General features: G+C 60.7%; 16 protein-coding genes. 6 read left to right on the top strand and 10 right to left on the bottom strand.

Annotated elements, in window-relative coordinates; all coding sequences use genetic code 11:
• A partial coding sequence (locus EOA23_RS36090) for a hypothetical protein (protein WP_210212492.1) occupies window positions 1–186 on the bottom strand: 186 nt, incomplete at its 3' end.
• Here EOA23_RS36090 and EOA23_RS20290 point away from each other — a divergent pair.
• From EOA23_RS20290 to EOA23_RS20270, 5 genes are all read left to right on the top strand, one after another.
• Window positions 185–622 carry a transposase gene (locus EOA23_RS20290; RefSeq protein ID WP_127305457.1) on the top strand — a complete coding sequence of 146 codons (438 nt, stop codon included), beginning with the start codon at window positions 185–187 and terminating at the stop codon, window positions 620–622. The two genes, EOA23_RS36090 and EOA23_RS20290, sit on opposite strands and share 2 nt — an antisense overlap.
• 5 nt (window positions 623–627) lie before the next feature.
• Window positions 628–969: an IS66 family insertion sequence element accessory protein TnpB gene (gene tnpB / locus EOA23_RS20285; protein WP_348628574.1), complete on the top strand. Its 342-nt coding sequence runs from the start codon at window positions 628–630 to the stop codon at window positions 967–969.
• Window positions 970–1,041: 72 nt separating this feature from the next.
• Window positions 1,042–2,625 carry an IS66 family transposase gene (locus EOA23_RS20280; RefSeq protein ID WP_127305455.1) on the top strand — a complete coding sequence of 528 codons (1,584 nt, stop codon included), beginning with the start codon at window positions 1,042–1,044 and terminating at the stop codon, window positions 2,623–2,625.
• Window positions 2,577–3,224, top strand: a complete 648-nt coding sequence (locus EOA23_RS20275; RefSeq protein ID WP_245474268.1) for a UPF0149 family protein — start codon at window positions 2,577–2,579, stop codon at window positions 3,222–3,224. Before EOA23_RS20280 ends, EOA23_RS20275 begins: the two co-directional genes overlap by 49 nt.
• A gap of 61 nt (window positions 3,225–3,285) precedes the next feature.
• A complete protein-coding gene (locus tag EOA23_RS20270) occupies window positions 3,286–3,999 on the top strand; it encodes an IS630 family transposase (RefSeq protein WP_245474267.1) in 714 nt (237 codons plus the stop codon).
• Between the two features lie 310 nt (window positions 4,000–4,309).
• Here EOA23_RS20270 and EOA23_RS20265 read toward each other — a convergent pair whose 3' ends face one another.
• The 8 genes from EOA23_RS20265 to EOA23_RS20230 form a co-directional block, all read right to left on the bottom strand.
• Window positions 4,310–5,809, bottom strand: coding sequence for a class I SAM-dependent methyltransferase (locus EOA23_RS20265; RefSeq protein ID WP_189341648.1), 1,500 nt, complete (start codon window positions 5,807–5,809; stop codon window positions 4,310–4,312).
• 390 nt (window positions 5,810–6,199) lie between these two features.
• Window positions 6,200–7,057 carry a class I SAM-dependent methyltransferase gene (locus EOA23_RS20260; RefSeq protein WP_189341647.1) on the bottom strand — a complete coding sequence of 286 codons (858 nt, stop codon included), beginning with the start codon at window positions 7,055–7,057 and terminating at the stop codon, window positions 6,200–6,202.
• A 170-nt stretch (window positions 7,058–7,227) separates the two neighbouring features.
• On the bottom strand, window positions 7,228–10,992 hold the full coding sequence (locus tag EOA23_RS20255; protein WP_127305452.1) for a glycosyltransferase: 3,765 nt from the start codon (window positions 10,990–10,992) through the stop codon (window positions 7,228–7,230).
• Window positions 10,989–11,972, bottom strand: coding sequence for a dTDP-4-dehydrorhamnose reductase (gene rfbD, locus EOA23_RS20250; protein ID WP_127305451.1), 984 nt, complete (start codon window positions 11,970–11,972; stop codon window positions 10,989–10,991). Before rfbD ends, EOA23_RS20255 begins: the two co-directional genes overlap by 4 nt.
• Window positions 11,969–13,102 (bottom strand): dTDP-glucose 4,6-dehydratase, encoded by a 1,134-nt coding sequence (gene rfbB, locus EOA23_RS20245; RefSeq protein ID WP_127305450.1) that lies wholly within the window; start codon window positions 13,100–13,102, stop codon window positions 11,969–11,971. Before rfbB ends, rfbD begins: the two co-directional genes overlap by 4 nt.
• On the bottom strand, window positions 13,099–13,671 hold the full coding sequence (rfbC, locus tag EOA23_RS20240; protein ID WP_127305449.1) for a dTDP-4-dehydrorhamnose 3,5-epimerase: 573 nt from the start codon (window positions 13,669–13,671) through the stop codon (window positions 13,099–13,101). Before rfbC ends, rfbB begins: the two co-directional genes overlap by 4 nt.
• A complete protein-coding gene (rfbA, locus tag EOA23_RS20235) occupies window positions 13,664–14,554 on the bottom strand; it encodes a glucose-1-phosphate thymidylyltransferase RfbA (protein ID WP_127305448.1) in 891 nt (296 codons plus the stop codon). Before rfbA ends, rfbC begins: the two co-directional genes overlap by 8 nt.
• 220 nt (window positions 14,555–14,774) lie before the next feature.
• A complete protein-coding gene (locus EOA23_RS20230) occupies window positions 14,775–15,365 on the bottom strand; it encodes a biotin transporter BioY (RefSeq protein WP_127305447.1) in 591 nt (196 codons plus the stop codon).
• 239 nt (window positions 15,366–15,604) lie between these two features.
• Between EOA23_RS20230 and EOA23_RS20225 the strand changes: the two genes are divergently transcribed.
• Entirely contained in the window at window positions 15,605–16,513 is a 909-nt protein-coding gene (locus EOA23_RS20225) for an MBL fold metallo-hydrolase (protein ID WP_127305446.1), read from the top strand.
• On the opposite strand, the gene EOA23_RS20220 is transcribed toward EOA23_RS20225, so the two are convergent.
• On the bottom strand, window positions 16,514–16,988 hold a 475-nt coding region (locus EOA23_RS20220; protein WP_145966446.1), incomplete at its 5' end, for a DUF1499 domain-containing protein.

Raw genomic sequence — 16,988 nt, 5'->3', positions numbered from 1 at the left:
ACGCTTGAGCCGCGCCGGCAAGGCCACGGCCCTGGCGGCGGCAAGCTGGCCGCTCATGCCGACTTCGTGCGCCAGCGGATGGCCGAGAATGGCGATCTGACGCTCGACGAACTGTGCGTGGAGCTGGGTAAGCGGTGCATCAAGGCACCTTGCAATAGGCCGATGAACATGGAGCTTTCGCGCCATGACATTGGAACATGCAGAGGGCGATGTGGTCGCCGAGATCAGCGGCGCCGCGGCGCCTGAAGATGGTGCAACGATGGCCAGCCGCGTGCGGCAACGGAGGCTGTGGAGTTGCGCCGAGAAGCGCGCGTTGGTCGACCTGGCGAGCGCGGCGGGGTCGTCGGTGACCGAGGTCGCTCAAGCGTTCGGCGTGGCTCCGTCACAGCTCTATGCGTGGCGCAAGCAGATGGCCGGCGACCAGCCCGATGCCGATCAGGCAGTGGCCACCTTCGCGCGCGTCGACGTGAGCGATCTGGCCGAGGTCGAAAGCCCCGTCGCCGATTGCCCGGACCCGGCCGGGAGGATCGTCGTGGCCTTTGCGAACGGTGCGCGATTGCGGATCGACGGGACCATCGATCCGACAGCCCTGCGTATCGTCCTGGCGGAGTTGACCAGGTGATCACAGTGGTGCCGACCGACCGGATTTACCTGTGCTGCGGCGCGACCGATATGCGTCGCGGGATCAACAGCCTGGCGCGAATGGTGCAACAGGTGCTCGCGCTCGACCCGCATACTGGCGCGATCTTCTGCTTCCGTGGACACAAGGGCCATATCATCAAGATTCTGGCGCATGACGACCAGGGGTTCTGCCTGTTCACAAAGCGACTTACAGATGGCTGTTTTGCCTGGCCCACCACCAAGGATCAGGTCGCCGTGTCGCTCACCAAGGCGCAGCTTTCGCTGCTTTTGGAGGGGATCGACTGGCGCCGGCCGAGCAAGACTTATCGGCCGCGTCTGGCCGGCTGATTTTGCTCGTTTCTCATTGATTTTGTGTCGATTTTGCTTCCGTGAAGGAGCTCTTTCGGGTATGTAATTTGGGTGTCGGAACAAGCTCCCTCAACCGCTGATTTCTTCGCCCGGATCGCGCTTCTGGAAGCGGCCGTTGCTGCCCGTGACATCACCATCGCCGAACGCGATGAGCAGCTGCGCAGAGAGCGTGCCGAGGCCGCACTTCGCATCCAGCGCCTGCAGCTGCGGATCGATCGGTTCAATCGTAAGGCCTTCGGCCGCTCGTCCGAGAAGCTCGGTCAGATGCTGCTCGAACTCGAAGATCTCGAGACCGATTTCGTCGCCGGCGCGCCCGAGGCCGAGCTACCCATCGTCGCCGACACCGACAAGGTTCGGGTGCTGCCGGTGCGCAAGCTCAACCCGAACCTGCCGCGCAAGCGGATCGTTCGCGAGCCATCTTGCGCATGCTGCCCGGGCTGCGGCGGCGATCTGCGTGCCATGGGCGAAGACAGCGAGGAGATGCTCGACCTGGTCGCCCAGGCCTGGCAGGTGATCGAGACCGTTCGACCCAAGTACAGCTGCCGGACCTGCGATAAAATCATTCAGGCCCCGGCACCCGCCAAGGCCATTGCGCGCGGCAAGCTCAGCTACGCCGCGCTCGCCCATATCATGATGGCCAAGTGGGGTTATCATCTGCCGTACTACCGCCAAACCCAGATGATGGCCGCCAAGGGCGTCGATATCGAGCGATCCACGCTTGCGCGCAGCGCCGGCTACGCCGCCGCCTTGCTCGACCCGATCTACAATCGCCTTCGTGAGATCGGCCGCACCCGCACCAAGCTACACACCGACGACACGCGGCTTCCGATCCTGGCGCCCGGCACCGGCACGACGCACAAGGGCGCGCTGTGGGTTTACGTCGCCGACGACCGCAACTCGGGTTCGCAGGAGCCGCCGATCGCCTGGTACCGCGCCACCATGGGTCGCGCCGGCGAGAGCGTGATGAGCGAGCTCGCCGGATTTGCCGGCACGCTGCAGGCCGACGGGTTCACCGGCTACAATCAGATCTACAGGGGCGGCGCCATTCGAGAAGCCGCCTGCCTGGCGCATCTGCGTCGCAAGATATTCGACGTTCACGACAGCCAGCCGACCGAGCTCAGCACGACGGCGATGGCCGGTATCCAGGCGATCTACCGGATCGAGGAAGAGATACGGGGGCTCCCGCCCGCCGAGCGATTGGCAGCCCGACGAAGGCGGACCCGACCACTGGTCCGGGCGCTGCGACGACAGCTCACGCGCCAGGGCAAGGGTTTGTCGCGCCACGCCGATATCGCCAAGGCCTTCGCCTATGGCACCAAGCGATGGCGCGCGTTCAACCGCTTCCTCTACGATGGCCAGCTCGAGCCCGACAACCTGATCGCGGAGCGCGCGATTCGTGGTTTTACCGTCGGCCGGCGCAATTGGCTTTTCTCGGGCAGCTTCGCCGCGGCCGAGCGGTCAGCGGTCGTGCTCAGCATCATCGAGACCTGCAAGCTCTGCGGCGTCGATGCCGAAGCCTACATGGCCGATGTCATCGAGCGCGTCCAGAACGACTGGCCAGCCTCGCGCTGGGACGAGCTGATGCCATGGAACTGGGTGCGGCGCGAAGAGATGCCGCTCCCCTTGGCGGCATGAGCGCGCTCGATGACATGGCGCTGCCGGACGAGGCCCTCGAGGCCTGGATGGCCGTCAAGACCAACCCCCGCCCGCTGGTGCGCACCATGTCAGCGCTGGATGGCTTCGTAACGGCATCGGTCACCGGGCCGCGGTTCAGGGATCCGCAAGACTGGATGTGCCCGCTCATGGGATTGCCGCGCGACGTCCTGACCAAAGGCTCTGCAACCGACCACGCCGTGTTTGCCAGCCTCGCCAGGATCCACAACCGGATCAACGAGACGCTGTTCGACAGACCGCAGGATTATGCGCCCCGCTTCACCACCAAGCCCAGCGGCGGCATCGACCCGCGACCGTGGTGCCAGGGGTTCTACGCGGCCATGAATCTCAACATCAAACGCTGGAAACGGCTCCTCGACCTCAAGAACCCCAACCACGGACTGCTGCTGCCGATCCTGATCTACTGCGTCGACAAGAAGGGGCGGCCCGTCCTCGGCAAACCCAGGCCGGGACCCGAGACCGCGCACTTCATCGAGCACGAGGCATACAAGGACATCGCCCTCGTCATCCCCGCTCTTCGCGAACTCCACTACGTCACCCGCTATGATAGCCCGCAGTAATCGCCGCCGGCGCGCTGACTAACGCCTGACCGCCATACACGCATCAGGCGACTCGGGTAAGGTGCCTTGGTGCACCGCTTACGGAGCTGGACGGGCGCGGCATCACGGTGCACCGGTCGAACGTGGCCCGTCTGCTTCACCGGCTGGGCCTCAGTCACAAAAAAAGACACTCCGGGCGAGCGAGCACCAGCGTCCCGACATCCGGCAGGCGCGCGAGCATTGGATCGGGCGGCGCAAACCGTTCTTCGACAAGGCCTTGACGCGCCTCGTCTTCATTGACGAGACCTCGACCAACACACGGCTGACCAAGCGAACCGGCTGGGCGCCCAAGAGCCAACGCTACCGGACATCCGCGCCGTTCGGCGGCTGGAAGACGCAGACCTTCATCGCCGGCTTGAGATGCCATGCCATGATCGCGCCTTGGATCATCGATGCGCCGATGAACAAGGCGCGTTTTGAACTCTATGTCGAAACCCAGCTTGCACCCGAACTCAAACCGGGCGACGTCGTCATCCTCGACAATGTCGCCTTCCACAAGAGCGAGCGGGCGGCCGAGCTGGTGCGCCAGCGCGGTGCCTGGCTGCTGCCGCTGCCGGCCTACTCGCCGGACCTCAACCCAATCGAAATGGCCTTCTCGAAACTCAAGGCGCTGCTCAGAAAGAAGGCCGCGCGATCCTTCGACGCCTTATGCAACGCGCTCAAGGACATATGCGACCTGTTCGACCCGCTACAGTGCAGAAACTTCTTCAAAGCTGCCGGATATGAGGCCAATTAAACGCGACGTGCTTTAAGCTGCTTGTGCTGGCGCCGCTCTCTCATCACCTCGCGCTCCGCAACTACACATCCAAGGCAACCTCGTCGGCCGTCGTTGCCTTGACTACGCCGCAGATGGTGCGTGTTGCTGCGGCGACAGCGATTGTCCTTATGGCAGCTTTGACCGCTGCGAAGGCAGATCCGCATCAACGGCTCCGGCGCCGTAATCCCGCAGGTGAAGTTCTCGGTTGATCCGACACCTGCGAAACGGCGATCGACAGCTACTTTAAACCTGAGTCGACCCATTTCAACACAGTGGCGGCGGTAAGAAACTAGGCCTGATCTTTGATCTTGATGAGCGCTGCGCCGCGATAGAAGGTGATGAAGTCGATCCTTGAAAAAAGCGACTTCTGGAAGGGGTCCGGCTCTTCTTCAAGATTAAGGACGCGCTGGCCAACCACGAGGCGCGCAAGGCGCTGGATATAGGCTGCGGCGGACTCCGTCGCCCCGCCGTGATAGTGCGGGACGTATTTGCCGTAGCTCGTGTCCAAGTCCTCGATGATGTAGAAACCGCCCGGCCTAACGACGTTGATCAGCCTGCGAAAGGTCAAAATCTGGTGGGGCCAGACGTGAGAGCCATCATCGACCACGACGTCGAACGGGCCTTTCTCGGCAAGGGCGTCGAGGTCCTGGGTCTTCGACTGATCAGCAACCTCTATCTGGATCCGGCCTGTAGCGAATTTCTTGACCTCGGGGTTGATGTCAACGCCAACGATCTTGCCGTTGTGGAAATAGTCCTGCCATGTGCGGACGGAGCCGCCAGCGAGGACGCCGATCTCCAGAAGCTTTACGGGTTTGTTTCGTAGCGGAGCGAGGAACCGGTCATAGAAGTTCAGGAAGTTGTTCTGGGCCGAGCTTTTGTCGGTGCCGTAGCGCTGGCCGATGGAGTCAAGGGTTTCGTGCATGAAAGGGCTCCTCCTGAAATTCTCCAAGTAGGCGTCAATGCGCTGGTCGCTGCTGTCAAATGGTGACCAGTCCGGGTCATCGCCACAATTAGACAGGCCAAGAAATTCATCAACACCCATGCCGCCGATAAGTGTGGAAAGACCTGTGTTGACGCGAGCATGGTCAATGTTGAATTCAAGCCGGAACTCTGGAGAGCGGAAGAACTTAGCCTTATCATAATGCTCGAATGGCACTGTTTTGAAACAGGCAAGCAGCCTCTGTTTTTCGTCGCGGCCCTTGAGCGTGGAGAGCATGTATGTTTCGGGCCGGGAAAGGCTTTCATTGATCCGATCCTGCGTCTTGGACAACGCCGGCCAGAGAAAGGGAAAGCCGATGGCCGTGCAGAAGTCCTGTCCGAGTGAGCCGTCGGTCCATAAAGTCTGGTTGTATGGCCTGACGACAATGTTCTCAGGCCCAAGGTGTTCAACGAACGGGCGAAGGATCTCGTAGAATTCCAACTGGTACTGGGCATTCTCGATCGGGCCGGCGAGATATTCCTTCACGCTCTCGGAATAGACGCGCTCCAGCAAGTGGTCGAAGCGGCGGAAATAGAAGATGGCTGTCACCTCCTCGGCGAGCGAACGAAGGTCTGCAAAGAACGCTGGTTGCGTGTTGGCGCGGGAGAACTCCTCTCCCGAGATCAGCAGCGTGTCGCAGTCTGAGTTGATGTCAAAGACCCGGCCGACGTTGCTTTCGAAGGACCTGCCTACGTCGTAGTCAAGCGCCACGATACTGTGCTGGGGGCCGAACACCCGATGCTCGGGGTTTTGATAATCCGGATAACAGATCGAATGTGCCGCCAGCACGTCACGGTTTGCACCAAACATGGCCTGAAGGAACGAGCTTCCGGTCTTATGTATCCCGCAATGCAGGACAAGCCTTTTGTATCGCGACAACCCCCTGAGCATCGCCTCGACCTATCACATCACTGTTACCAACCCAAGGGGTTCCTGCGTCCCCTCCGCCCGATCTCGCGCGGCTGTCGCCCACAATCGGAAGCCATCATTCATGGAGGCGCAATCGAGTCTACGACGGTCTACCTCCACCGGCTTGTTTGACTCGTTGTTGGTGAGCGGGTCTTGAATTTTGACGCGACTAGCGGTCGAGGGTCTGTGGCACCACCAAGACATCCCGACGGTTTTGCTGGCGACCTTGAAGGCAACCTGCAAAACCGCCGTCGACGGTCCCGGCGGTTATAAGGCGGGGTGTCCTAGTGGCTACAGTTTGCGAAGTACCGTCATGCTCTGATCGACGCGAGGCACATCTTCGGAGAAGCTCATAAGAGCATCACCGAAGCGCCTTTTCAGGTAGGCTTCGGGGATGAAAGCCTCGCCAAAGAAGCTCGGGGTCAATTCCTCTGATCCGCCGATGGCGTAGAACTGAAATTCTCCAGCATCATAGAGACGAAGTATCTCGTCAGGGTGCGGCATCATCTGCTTCAGGCGCCTGATATGCTCGGCCAGCATGGGATCTGACGCCGTTTCGCTCGCGTGCAGGTGTTGCAGGTGACGAATGAAATAGTGTCCGCGCGACGTGAACACGACATGGCCGCCCGGCTTCAGCACCTTGAGAAAGTAGGCCATCCAGTCGAGGAAATATTGCTCGGACAGATGGGAGAAAACTGAATACGCGAACACGAGGTCCAGGTTGTTTGGCAGCCCGTTGATCGGAGGAGGTGGCGCGTTGTGAATGAGGGTGTAAGGTGCCTTCAAGTCCTTGAGCAACTGGATTGTCGATGCTCTAGTCTCGGCCAGATAGATATTCTGAGGCGCCGTGTCCCTAAGGAACAGGCGGCTGACACGCCCCCAGCCTCCTCCGAAGTCGAGAACCTTAGGTTGTTTGAGCGTGTCCAGCTGGCACACCTTTCGCATGTGCAGGTAAAACTCAAACGCTTGGCGCATATTGTTTTCGCCACTAAGCGCTGTGAACCCCTTCTGGGTGTCATCGTCGGGAAAGCCCGGCAGTGGTATTCTATACACATCTCGCGCTTTTGCAGAGTCGAACTGGAGCGCAAACCACTCAGCGTCAGATATCTTTTTCTGCGGAATGATGCTACTGAGATTTCTTTGCAGCACGGCAATGCTCCGTTTCGCATGAGCCAGTTCTAATATTGCAAATAAGTCTGCGCAGGCGGGATAAAGCACAACGCCGCTGGCCTCGCAATGTAGGACAGCAAGACTCCACCAGAATAACCCAAGAGAGTCCCATGGCCGCATCCCTTACGGCTGATCCCGCGCGGTTCTCGCTAGCGAATATTCCCCCACTCCAACGGACGGCCTTCTTCGGAATTATCAGAAATGAGATTCGAATTAATTACCTTATCATAGAGGTGGACGTAGTCTTCAGCAACTTTGGAAATGCTGTATCGCGCCCCAAGCTCCACCGCGCTTTTTGCGTATTTTCTGCGCAAAGTATCAGACAGCATGTCTTCCATCGCGGTTTCGAGTAATTGGATAAAGCGGTCGGTATCGCGCACCGGATCTATGATTAGGCCACATGGAGACTGCCCGTCAGGTGCCACCATGTTCTCTATTTCTCCTACGCGCGTGGATATAATCGGAGTGCCAGCCTGCATGGCCTGGATTATGCATAGAGGGAAAGACTCACCTTCGAAGCGAGTAGGCACGAGAGCCACATCACTGATCCTATAAAGTCCGGGAATTCTGGACTGGTAACCGAGGAAAATGATACCCCGCTCCGAGCCAAAAGTGCGTTCGTGTTTGGCGGCTTGCTCTCCGTCGCCACATAGTAGCAGGTACAGTGGCCGCTCGGGATGACGGTCACGAAGTCTAATGAAGGCTGAAATCGCTGCCCTCCAGCCTTTACGCAGGATTCCCCTTGCCACGAGGGTGAACACAACAGCATCGTCCTTTATCCCGAGTTCTTGACGAGTTTGGGGAAATGGAGTGGCGTCATGAGGCATACCGTTGCCAAGCTTGGTTAGCTTCGCTTCAGAGATGGACAGAACTCTTAGCGGTTCCAAATTACGATCTGTCGTATACACCCAGTGAGTCACACCCTCACCGATACGTCTGAGAAGGTCGGCACTCAGATCGGCGCTTTCATATGAGCCATGCAGACTGACCACGTAAGGAATTTTCGCCGTAAGCTTCATATACTCAAAGAAGAACACTTCGAGAAGCGCCATGTGTGAATGAATCACTGAAACTCCGGCTTCCGCAACGAAGGTGTCTCCTCCCAAATCTACCACCTGATCGGCGTCATATACCGGTATGGCAGGGTCGAGTAACCTCAGCATGTCTTGATTGATATGGCTCATATCGAGCGCGAGCATGGAAACAATATGGCCTTGAGAATGCAACTCATTGGCGAGGTTGATCGGGAATAGCTCCCCCCCACCGGTGTGAAAGCCAAGAAATGCCAACATAATGTGCATTCGCTCGCGCTTAACCTCCAGGAGCGCGCGCTTGTCGACATGCAAGCTCAATGGGCCAAGCTTCTGTTCAAGCTCAAAGTGCTTGTATTGAAACTCGACCTTCGACATGAAGCGCTCGACGGTATCCTCAGGCACATCCCACGTCTTACGGAGTAGCGTCATTAGTCGATGATGCTCAGTATAATAGCGTGCGCTCTTAAATGCGCTAACCGAGGTGTTCTGCCCATGCTGTCGAAAGTATGCCACCGCTGCAGGTTCATAGGCAATGTTTCCGCCGCCAGCCAGATGACAGTATAGGAACCAGTCGCCGAGCACCGAGAAAGACTCTGCTTCCGTCCAGATTGGGGCCGACAAGACTTGGCGGCGCCAAAGGCATCCGCCAACGTTGGCTATCACATTGTTAACGCCGAACCCCCGGGCGAACCACTCCGATGCGGGCCTCACCATCGGCTCGTTCCAGATGCCGGCTTCGGCACCCTCGCGATACTGATCCAACCCGGGCTGTAGCCTTCCCATTTGATCGCAAAACTGGATGCGGCCGAAGGCCAAGTTGACGCTCCGGTCACGAAGGTGGGGGATCAAATGTTCAACGAAATCAGGCTCACAAAAGTCATCGCTCTCGCAAATCCAAATGAGGTCGCCTTCGCTTTGTTCAATTCCTTTGCGCCATTGACGAAAGACGTTGCCAGAGTTCTCCGTATTGAAATGTGATCGCACGTGCCCAGGATAGAGATCGCAGTAGCGCTGGATGATTTTATGGCTGTTATCAGTGGAACAGTCGTCAAGAATGACGATTTCAATATTTTTATATGTCTGAGATAGTATAGACTCTATTCTTCGCTCAAGAAACCGCTCATGGTTGTAATTTGGAACTATCGCTGTAACCTTCGGGTGAATGTCGCTTCGTTCCAAACGGCGCTTGTAGGAAAGAGCCGTTCGCTTTTCTCCTTGCCCATGCAGAACATAGTGGATGAACGGGTTTAGCCCTGCTCGAGCTATATCGGGATAGCGCTTAAGGTAATATGATACCGAGAAGTCGGCTGAAGGGTCGCGGAGCTCTTTCCAGCCATGGGCGAGAAAATGCGACAACGCGTCTACGCCGGTCGATGCTATGTCAGGATTGTTCCGAAGGTAGAATTCCCGATCGAACGCGGTTTGGATGCGGGAAATCGATTCGGGGTCGAGGGTTTCCGCCAGATCGGAGAAACTGGTCGGATTGGAAAGCTTGCCCTCCCTGATCAACCTCGGCAATTGCCGGACACCTCTTGCGATCGTCGCGGAAGTCAGGCGTCTCTCGCGGATGAGACGAAGCACTCCAGTTGCAACCGAGCGGAATTCAGTTGCTTTCTTCTTAAGCAAGCGCACTGGACGCGTGATACGCCAAGACGTACTGCCAAACACAGCTTGAAGCACATCATGCGCACGTCGTTCTTCGGCCCGAGCCGAGTCACGATCTTGCGAAAGCGTCCTAACTTGATCTTGAAGTCGCCTCTCCTCGGAGCGGGCACTGTCGCGATCGGCAGCCAGCGAGTTCTTTGCCGCTTCCACGGCCAAAAGCTGCGCCTGAAGAGCCTCTACTTCTTGCGCCTTCCCAGTGGCTTCGGCTCTGACGCGGGCCAGTTCGGCCTCGACGCTCGCTATCCTTTCTCGTGCCTCGACAATTTCGTCAGCGAGCGCGCCGAGCCGCGCCGCAGCTTGTTGAACGGATTCTCGTGCCCGATTTTCAAAGGTCTCCTGCTCGATTGTCACAGACCGCAGCGACCATGGATTTCCCGCCTGATTGGCGGCCGCTATCGTCGCATCATCCAAATCCAGGATGCTCTGCTCAACCAACGCCTCCCGGCCAACTATGTGACGGGAACCCAGGACGTTGTTCTGATGTGGCCGCTTCGTCACGACACAAAGGGAATTCAGGAACTCGATGGAGTGAATGGACGCCAGCGAAGATTCATCGAACGCGACTCCATACCGATCAGCAAATGCCGCCAGTGCATCTGTCCGGCTACGATCCAGCCCCCAGTGCTCGTGATTGACCAGATCGAGCAATCTCTTGAAGAACGACATCGAAGACATTGGGTCATAGAGCCCACCTTCGAACTCCTTCCAGTAACTGGTATGCAGATCTTCTGCGACGAATACTCCGCCATCCGAAAGATGGGGGAAATAACGCGCGAAGGCTCGTACTACGTCGGACGACCTGTGCGAACCGTCATCTATGACGATGTCGAATTCGTCGGATCTCTCGAGAATTTTCTTGCGGACACTCTCGGAGCCAGCATCACCGACGACGACGCTGATCTTCTTGTTTCGAAAACTCAGGAGACCGCATTTCTGGTCGATATCGCAACCGAGTATAACCTTCGCCTGCGGAAAATATTTTGCCCAAATCTCAAGTGAGCCGCCGTTCTGGATGCCGATCTCCAGGATCCGAACGGGCAGGCTTCGATAGGTCGAAAAAATCCGCTCGTATTCGTCCAGGTAGATCGACCATTTGTCTGAAACCTTGCCTTTATGCGTGTCGTAGAGGCGGTGAAGCGATCGCCCATCGACATTCGTTGATTTCGCGCCCGTTTCATGATCGCTAATCTTTGACAAGCTAGCCGGCTTGTTCATCGTTGAATGTTGTCCCTCAGCAGCGTCGAATCGTTTGGCACCGGTTTTTGCAACAAGTCCAAGGCGCCTTTTCCCGAGCGAGGGACGAAATTCCGGCTAGCCTCCGTGAGGCGCGCAACCACAGCTTCAACGGCGGATTGCCACCGCGGCGGCCGCCACCCGAACACGCCCTCAAACTTCACGCTCGACAGCCGCGAATTTTGCGGGCGCCTCGCCTTGGTCGGATAATCCGCCGTGGCGATATCGCGCACTTTCGCATAGGGGCCACCCAACGCCCGGCTTGTGTCGAGGATGTGACGGGCAAAGCCGCTCCAGTTGGTGTCGCCCTCGCCCGCCAGGTGGTAGACACCGAAGGCGGCGAAATTTCTGTCGTCCCGCAGCTTCGCCGCCGCACGCAGGATGGCGTCGGCGATGTCGAGCGCCGAGGTCGGATTGCCCCATTGATCGGCGACCACGGCAATCTCGTCGCGATCGGCCGCCAGCCGCAGCATCGTCTTGACGAAGTTCCTGCCGAAAGGGCTGTAGACCCAGGCCGTGCGCAGGATGATGTGGCGCGGATTGGCGGCGGCCACTGCCTCCTCGCCGGCGAGCTTGGAAGCGCCGTAGACGCCGAGCGGCGCGGTGGCGTCGGTCTCGACATAGGCGCCGTCCTTGGCGCCGTCGAAGACATAGTCGGTCGAAAGATGGATGACGGGGACGCCGAGCCTTGCCGCGGCTTCGGCCACCTTGCCGGCGCCGGTGGCGTTCACCGCGAAGGCCAGGTCCTTATCGTCCTCGGCCTGGTCGACGGCGGTATAGGCGGCGGCGGAAACGACGATGTCCGGCCGTGCCGCTTCAAGCGCCGCGAACACCGTGTCGGGCCGCGCAAGGTCTAGCGCCGGGCGGCCGACGGCGACGACCTCGAGATCGTCGCGGCCCCGCGCCGCCTCGACCAGGCTTGCGGCGACCTGGCCTTCGCGTCCGGTGACGGCAAGCCTCACGTGGTCACCTTCCTGCTCTCGGCCGCGGTCCCGGCCGGACTGCCTGCAACCGGACTGCTTGGGCTGTGTGCCGCCGCAGCGTGGCCCAGCCGCTCGCCGGCATAGCGCTGCTCGCGGATCGGGCCCCACCACCATTTGTTGTCGAGATACCAGTCGACGGTCCTGGCCAGGCCGCTGTCGAAATTCTCGCGCGGCGCCCAGCCGAGATCGCGCGCGATCTTGGAGGCGTCGATCGCATAGCGGCGGTCATGTCCAGGACGGTCGGTGACGAAGGTGATCAACTCGCGATAGCGCTTGCCGCCGGCGCGCGGCCGCCTCAGGTCGAGAAGATCGCAGATCGCCTCGACGACGCCGAGATTGGTGCGCTCGGAATTGCCGCCGACATTGTAGCTCTCGCCCGGCCGCCCCTTGGTGGCCACCAGCTCCAGCGCCCGCGCGTGATCCTCCACGAACAGCCAGTCGCGCACATTGGCGCCGGCGCCGTAGACCGGCAGCGGCTTCTCGTCGAGCGCGTTGAGGATGACCAGCGGGATCAGCTTCTCGGGGAAGTGGTAGGGGCCGTAATTGTTCGAGCAGTTGGACAGCACCACCGGCAGGCCGTAGGTCTCGTGCCAGGCCCGCACAAGGTGATCCGACGCCGCCTTCGAGGCCGAATAGGGCGAGGACGGCGCGTAGGGCGTCTCCTCGACGAACATGCCGCCGTCGAATGGCAGGTCGCCGAAGACCTCGTCGGTCGAGACATGGTGGAAGCGGAAGCCCGCCTTGCGCTCCTCGGACAGGCCGCGCCAGTATTCCAGCGCCGCATTGAGGATGCGGTAGGTGCCGACGATGTTGGTCTCGATGAAGGCGCCGGGGCCGTCGATCGAGCGGTCGACATGGCTTTCGGCGGCAAGGTTCATGACGATGTCGATGTCGTCGCGGCGCAATATCTCCAGCACCGCGCGCTCATCGCAGATGTCGGCCTGCTCGAAGCGGTAGTTGTGCGCGTTCTCGATCGGCCTCAGCGACGCGAGATTGCCGGCATAGGTCAGCTTGTCGAGATTGGTGACGCGGTAGGCCGGGTTGGCGCACAGATGCCGGCACACGGCCGAGCCGATGAAGCCGGCGCCGCCGGTGACCAGGAAATTCATGCCACCCCCTCCGCCGACGCAAACACTTCGGCCATGGCCAGCGTTGGCGCCTTCTGGTCCTTGTCCGAAAGCTGGAATCCGCCGGCAAGCGCCGGCCACGCGATGCCGATCGCAGGGTCGTCGAAACGGATCGACCGGTCATGCTCGGGCGAATAGGTGTCGGTCACCTTGTAGATCACCTCCGTATCCGGCACGAGTGTGACGAAGCCATGCGCGAACCCCTTCGGCACGAGGATCTGGTTGCCCTTGTCGGCCGACACCTCCAGCCCCACCCATTTGCCGAACGTCGGAGAGGCGCGGCGGATGTCGACCGCGACATCGAACACGCTGCCCCTGACGACGCGCAGCAGCTTGTCTTGCGCGCGCGGCGGCAGCTGGTAGTGCAGCCCGCGCAGCACGCCGGCCGCGGCGGAGTAGGAATGGTTATCCTGCACGAAGGCGAGGTGGATGCCGGCCTCGGCGAAGCGTTCGGCATTCCAGGTCTCGCTGAAAAAACCGCGCGCGTCGCCGTGCCGCTTCGGCACGATCTCCAGCACGCCGTCGAGGCCGAGCGGCCTGACCTCAAGCACCCTGTTCCTCCATCAGATCGGCCACCCGCCGGCGCAGATAGGCGGCATATTCGTTCTTGCCGAGCCGCGCCGCGCGATCCAGAACCTCGTCGGCGCTGATCCAGCGCTGCTCCAGCGCAATCTCCTCGGGGCAGGCGATCTTGATGCCCTGGCGATGCTCGATCGTGCGCACGAAGGACGAGGCCTCGAGCAGGCTGTCATGCGTGCCGGTATCCAGCCAGGCATAACCGCGGCCGAGGCGGTGGACGTGCAATTCGCCGCGCTCGAGATAGACATTGTTGACCGCCGTAATCTCGAGCTCGCCGCGCGCCGAAGGGCGGATGGTCGAAGCAATGTCGACCACGTTGTTGTCGTAGAAATAAAGACCGGTTACGGCCCAGTTGGACTTCGGCTTTTGCGGCTTCTCCTCGATCGTCAAAGCCCTGCCGGTGACCTTGTCGAAGGAGACCACGCCATAGCGCTCGGGATCGTCGACATAGTAGGCGAAGACGGAGGCGCCGCCGTCGCGCGCAGCCGCCTCGCCGCAGAGCTGCGACAGGCCGCCGCCGAAATAGATGTTGTCGCCGAGGATCATCGACACGCTGTCCTTGCCGATGAAGTCGCGACCGATGATGAAGGCTTCGGCGAGACCATTGGGCTGCGGCTGCTCGGCATAGGAGAGCTCCAGGCCGAATTCGGAACCGTCGCCCAGCAAAGTCTGGAAGACCGGCAAGTCACGCGGAGTTGAAATGACGAGGATCTGGCGGATTCCCGCGAGCATCAGCACGCTCAGCGGGTAGTAGATCATCGGCTTGTCGTAGATCGGCAGTATTTGCTTAGATACAGCTAATGTTAGCGGATAAAGACGTGTTCCGCTGCCGCCCGCAAGGATAATTCCTTTCAACAAGCTCTCCTTGAACTACCTCGGCCCCGCCTCGATGCCAAGTTGCCCGTGCTTAGGTTTCGGGCACCGGCTTGTCAATGTCGGGTTTGCTTCCTTCCTGACGCTGGTTCCACTTTCTATCATCCGGCATGCGGTGGTTTCGAGCGAAATCCGACCGCGCCATGAAAAAGGGCCGGCGGGCGCCCGTCGCCCGCCGGCCCTTCTTTCGTCGATCGTGCGATCAGCCGCGCTTGAGCAATGCCCACAAGGCCGGCGCCAGGCTGGCGGCCAGGGCCACCTTGATCAGGTCGCCGGCGATGAAGGGCAGGACGCCGAACTGCCAGGACTTTTCCGGTCCGATAAGCATCGCCAGCCAGGCAAAGCCCATGACCATCATGACGACCTCGGCGGTCAGCATGGCGCCGAACAGCTTGAACGGGCTGCGGTCCCAGCCGCGGTCGGCGGCCCAGCCGGCGATCGCCGCCATGACCACGAAACCGGCGAGATAGCCGCCCGTCGAGCCCAGCATATAGGCGATGCCGATGCCCTTTTCCGGCGTGCCCTGGAAGACCGGCAAGCCGAAAGCGCCTTCGGCGAGGTAGAGAAGCAGCGTCGCGACGGCCAGGCGCAGTCCGAAGGCCGAGGCGATCAGCAGCACGGCGAGCGTCTGCAGAGAAATGTCGACCGGGCCGAGCACCACTTTGGTCTTGGCCGAAAGCGTGAGCAGCAGGGTTCCGGCAAGCGCCAGGAAGAGCTGGGTCGCGAGCCGCGCGGCGCCCCGCTCCGGCAGAGTGAGAGAAACGAGCGGACGCATCGTGGTTGCAATTGCCATGGTCTTCCTCATTCTGGCTGATTCATCGGGTGGCTGATTTGCTGGCTTCAAAAACTCTCTTGATGCATGTCGTTGTCCCAAAACCGCTGCGCACTTTTGGGCGACATGCTCAAAAACTTTCTTGATGCATGTCGTTGCCCCAAAACCGCTGCGCACTTTTGGGCGACATGCATTGAATTTCCTATATTGGCTTCCGTATCGGGCGGCAATCATTTTGCCGCATTGCAAAGGAATCCGGCATGGCGCTTGAATTCGATACCAGCTTCGACCCGGCCTACGGCCGGGCGGTCACGGTTGCGCCGGACGTGCTGCGCATCACCGCCGGAAATCCGAGTCCGTTCACCTTCCACGGCACCAACAGCTATCTCGTCGGCCGCGACACGCTGGCGGTGATCGATCCGGGGCCGGAAGACGACGCGCATCTCGATACGCTGCTCACGGCGATCGCTGGCCGGCCGGTCAGCCACATCTTCGTCAGCCACACCCATCGCGACCATTCGCCGCTGGCGGCACGGCTGAAGGAGCGCACCGGCGCGCCGACGCTTGCCGAAGGCCCGCACCGGCCGGCGCGGGCCTTGCGCATCGGCGAGGTCAATCCGCTCGACGCCAGCGCCGACCTGGCCTTCGTTCCCGATATGGCGCTGGCCGACAATGCGCTGACCGAGGGCGACGGCTGGGCGATCCGCACCGTGCTGACGCCCGGCCACACCGCCAACCATGCCGCGTTTGCCCTCGAGGGAACCGGCATCCTGTTTTCGGCCGACCATGTCATGGCCTGGTCGACCTCGATCGTCGCGCCACCGGACGGCGCCATGGCCGATTACATGGGCTCCCTCGACAGGCTGCTGGCGCGCGAGGATTGTCTGCTGCTGCCGGGCCATGGCGGGCCTGTGACCGCGCCCCAAAGGTTCATGCGCGGCCTGAAGACGCATCGCAAGATGCGTGAAAGGGCGATCCTGGAGCGCATCCGCGCCGGCGACCGGACGATCAGGGAGATGGTCGCAGCAATCTATCGCGACACCGACCCCCGGCTGCACGGCGCCGCGGGGCTGTCGGTGCTCGCCCATCTCGAGGATCTGGTCGCGCGCGGCCTGATCGCCACCGAAGGCGACCCGGCGATCGACGGCATTTTCAGTCCCGCCGGCTGATCACTCGGCCGGCGCCGCGCCGACCTGCCCGGCGACTTCCTGGTCAAGCTCGCCAAGAAAATCCGTGATGCGGGCGGCGTTGTCGCCGAGATCGTAGCGGCCGTAGCGCGAGGCCGAGCGCATGTCGACGATGACTTGCTCGCCATCGTCGGTGACGCGGATGGCGACATCGGCCGGCAGTCCGAGCACAAAGCCCTTGGCCAGCGCATTGATCGTCGCCTCGCTCTGCCCGTTGATGTCGGGATAAGGCGCCGTCAGTTGCCAGTCGCGGCGGTCGAGCACGGTTTCGACAGCGTCGACGACGGTTTCGAAGGGCAGATTGTAGCTGTGGCCGCTGACCAGCGGATAGGCATCGGCCTGCAGGCTCTGTTCGCCAGGGGTCGGCGGCGACAGCTCGTTCATGTCGCTTGTCCGGTCGCTGGTGTCCAGGACCGGCGGGGCGTCGAGATCGGTCGAGATGTCGCGCAGCGGCGGG

The sequence above is a fragment of the Mesorhizobium sp. M2A.F.Ca.ET.042.01.1.1 genome, assembly GCF_003997405.1.
Taxonomy (GTDB): Bacteria; Pseudomonadota; Alphaproteobacteria; order Rhizobiales; family Rhizobiaceae; genus Mesorhizobium.
This window is presented reverse-complemented; position numbering and strand designations above follow the sequence as displayed.

What these genes read in the sequence shown, in the direction of transcription:
- EOA23_RS20290 (WP_127305457.1), top strand. Translation starts at nt 185, where the DNA reads ATGACATTGGAACATGCAGAGGGCGATGTGGTCGCCGAGATCAGCGGC.
- EOA23_RS20275 (WP_245474268.1), top strand. Translation starts at nt 2,577, where the DNA reads ATGGAACTGGGTGCGGCGCGAAGAGATGCCGCTCCCCTTGGCGGCATG.
- EOA23_RS20265 (WP_189341648.1), bottom strand. Translation starts at nt 5,809, where the DNA reads ATGTTTGGTGCAAACCGTGACGTGCTGGCGGCACATTCGATCTGTTAT.
- EOA23_RS20255 (WP_127305452.1), bottom strand. Translation starts at nt 10,992, where the DNA reads ATGAACAAGCCGGCTAGCTTGTCAAAGATTAGCGATCATGAAACGGGC.
- rfbB (WP_127305450.1), bottom strand. Translation starts at nt 13,102, where the DNA reads ATGAATTTCCTGGTCACCGGCGGCGCCGGCTTCATCGGCTCGGCCGTG.
- EOA23_RS20230 (WP_127305447.1), bottom strand. Translation starts at nt 15,365, where the DNA reads ATGGCAATTGCAACCACGATGCGTCCGCTCGTTTCTCTCACTCTGCCG.
- EOA23_RS20225 (WP_127305446.1), top strand. Translation starts at nt 15,605, where the DNA reads ATGGCGCTTGAATTCGATACCAGCTTCGACCCGGCCTACGGCCGGGCG.